At 65.2% G+C, this 1082-nt stretch carries 2 protein-coding genes; one reads left to right on the top strand and one right to left on the bottom strand.

What is annotated here, in order from left to right:
- The coding region (locus tag U9977_RS14620) for a serine/threonine-protein kinase (protein WP_322749801.1) at positions 1-570 on the bottom strand (570 nt) is incomplete at its 3' end.
- Between the two features lie 320 nt (positions 571-890).
- Here U9977_RS14620 and U9977_RS14625 point away from each other — a divergent pair.
- Positions 891-1061: a hypothetical protein gene (locus tag U9977_RS14625; RefSeq protein WP_322749802.1), complete on the top strand. Its 171-nt coding sequence runs from the start codon at positions 891-893 to the stop codon at positions 1059-1061.
- Positions 1062-1082: the final 21 nt, after the last annotated feature.

The following is a 1082-nucleotide window of genomic DNA, read 5'->3' on the forward strand; positions in this document are numbered from 1 at the left end:
GAGGTCGGTCGGCGGCCCCAACCGGCCGCCGACAAGCTGTTCAGGCGCCATGTACTTCGGGGTCCCGATGAGCATGCTCGCGGTGGCCGCGGACCCGTCGAAAATCTTCGCAATTCCGAAGTCGGTGACCTTGAGTAAGCCGCCGGTGTCAAACATGATGTTGTCGGGTTTGATGTCGCGGTGTAGTACTCCCTGGGTATGGGCACAGGTCAGCGCTGCGGCCGCTGCCAGACCGACCGCGCAGGCGCCCTCCGGGGAGATCCCCGTGCGCCGACGGCTCAGCGTCCCCCCGCCCAGTAACTCCATGACGATCAGATGCAGGTCGTCGGCCTCGACATAGTCATAGACCCGCACCACATGCGGGTGATCCAGGGCTGCGAGGATCCGCGCCTCGGTCTTGAAACCACCCGGCGCGTTCTCCTGCGCCGGGGACAGTATCTTGATCGCGACATCACGGTTCAGGTCGCGGTGGCGGCCCGACAGCACCAGCCCGAACGCGCCCGCACCCAGTTTGGTGCCCAGGTCGTAGCCGGGGAGCAGCGCGGCTACCTGCGCCTCGTCGACGATCACGACGCGAAAGCCGGCACGTCCCGGCGTCCGTCGTCCACCATCACACACTCACTCATACATCCCCCAGCGTAATGGGGCAATCCTAACCCCAGCCGATCGCCCCGGCCGAACCGGAGCGCCACCGCACGCACCGCACGCACCGCACGCACCGAACGCACCGAACGCACCGGCCAAGGGCACGGCGCCTGCGTCTGCCTCGCAACTGATCACCTGGACTCGTGATCTATACTGACGGTCCTGCTAGGTTCCCCTGCGGGTCCGGACGTGCGAGAAGGGCTGTGATCGCACACCCTTTGACCTGCTGGAAGTTGGGCGGATATATGTCTCGGGTCACGGTCGAGGTCGACGAGGACCACCTCGCCGGGCTCCTGAAGAATGCCCGCGCAGGCCTGGCCGAGTTGATCTGGAACTCGCTGGATGCCGACGCGAACCGCGTTGACGTGTCAACTTCCACAAATGATCTCGGTGGTCCAGAAACTGTCACCGAGTAGCCGGAGGATGCTCCGGCCTTT

It is taken from the genome of Protofrankia sp. Cas8 (assembly GCF_963555845.1).
GTDB lineage: Bacteria > Actinomycetota > Actinomycetes > Frankiales > Frankiaceae > Protofrankia.

Coding starts and splice junctions, on each gene's coding strand:
- U9977_RS14625 (WP_322749802.1), top strand. CDS start 891: ATGTCTCGGGTCACGGTCGAGGTCGACGAGGACCACCTCGCCGGGCTC.